The sequence below is a fragment of the Loigolactobacillus bifermentans DSM 20003 genome, assembly GCF_001434575.1.
GTDB lineage: Bacteria > Bacillota > Bacilli > Lactobacillales > Lactobacillaceae > Loigolactobacillus > Loigolactobacillus bifermentans.
In genome coordinates, this window is sequence record NZ_AZDA01000053.1 from 1 (window position 1) to 1,655 (window position 1,655).

Genomic DNA, 1,655 nt, shown 5'->3' on the forward strand with positions numbered 1-1,655 from the left:
CCATGATACCGGGGTGACACTGTACTTGGAGAACTTATGGTGAATAATTCAGGTCTCTAAAAAGTCTTCATCGACAGTGGCAAGAAACAATTCAAGTGACAAAGATGCTTCATTCATTGCCACAACTTGAAAAATCGAGGTTGAACCAGTCTTTGGTCATCTAAAGCGCAACTTAAATTTCACACAAATATTTCCTAAAGCCCGTTACCAATGAACTTGGAAATCTTTTTATTATTCTACGATCACCTTGAAACAGAAAAATCTTACCAAATGATTCAAGTAAATCTGGGTATCATCTTATTGAAGCTTGAACTAGTCACCATATAGCCGTTAAGCGCGCTTGACAATGGTGACTCGTTCAACGACCTTCACCGACATCGTTTGCCCGAATGGCATAAATTCGGTATTGTGCTAATAGTGGCTCACGAATCATTCGAATTAAACCTGGCATACACTTTGATTGAATCTGATACTTAATAAACCGAATACACAGTACTTACCGAAAGGAGCCTTCACAATGTTACAAACTAAAACGTTATGGAACACCTATCAGTGGCTGGCCCTCACTGACCCAAATGAAGCAGAGCTTACCACTTTGATCACCAAATACCATGTGCCTCGCCATTTCATTAAATACATTCGCAATAAAAAAGGCCGTGCGCGCTTTGACTACGATCCCGATCATGACTGTGGCCTGTTCATCTTCAAAATTCTCCAGCCAAATACCAGTCCGGAAAATGAACGTGCCCAAACAACCCCTTTTGTCGTGCTCCTCATTGATCATGTGCTCATCACAATCGTTCAAACTGAAAATAAAAAGATTGCGCAAGTTATTTCAGAATATCATCAAACCATCACCGCCAGTCATCATCAAAAACCAAGCCCTTTTATGCTGGTAATGGCGATCATGTTTGAATTCAACAATGACTATTTCGACCGAATCAGCGCGCTTGATAATTTACGAGAACAATTAGAACGCTACAAAACCAACCCTAGCAACGAACAGATTCTGCGTTTGTCTGAACTCAGTAAAAGTATGATCTACCTAAAGGCCGCGGCCAGTGGTAATCTCATTGCCGCTGAACAACTACTAGCAGTCGCTGATGCCAGTGATTATGCCAACCTTTTAACGAAGCGCGAACGCTACTGGCTACGTAATTTGCAAAATGAATTTCAACAAACGAAAGAGCTGGCCCAAGTCAACGGTGAGATTGTCCAACAGGTCACCGACACCTATGCCAAGCTACTAGATAAAAATTTAAACACCACCATGTGGATTATGACGATCTGGTCACTTGCACTGGCGATCCCACCGATTATTTCCGGCTTTTACGGCATGAACGTCAAACTACCGCTGATTGGCGGTTGGTTGGATTGGCCAGTATCGATTTTATTATCGGCGATTCCCGCGGCAACACTGATTTGGTCTTTGCGGCGCCGCCGAAACTTATCTGCCAAGGACTTGTAGCGTGATTGACCTTAATGGCAACCAAAAAACGGCGGCGTTCGCTCATGATTTAAACGCGAACGCCGCTGTTTTACTTTTCTGATACGCTAAGTTTTAGCAATCCCTAACCTTTTGTTGTTTTTTGAAATTTAAGCCTGAATTATGCATATGCATCAAATTGATTGGCCAAATTATCAGTTTTACGTAA

General features: G+C 42.1%; 1 protein-coding gene. It reads left to right on the plus strand.

Going from position 1 to position 1,655, the window contains the following annotated elements; translation table 11 throughout:
• The first annotated feature begins 517 nt into the window (after positions 1-517).
• Entirely contained in the window at positions 518-1,468 is a 951-nt protein-coding gene (locus FC07_RS07560) for a magnesium transporter CorA family protein (RefSeq protein WP_057904521.1), read from the plus strand.
• Positions 1,469-1,655 lie beyond the last annotated feature (187 nt).

What these genes read in the sequence shown, in the direction of transcription:
- FC07_RS07560 (WP_057904521.1), top strand. Translation starts at nt 518, where the DNA reads ATGTTACAAACTAAAACGTTATGGAACACCTATCAGTGGCTGGCCCTC.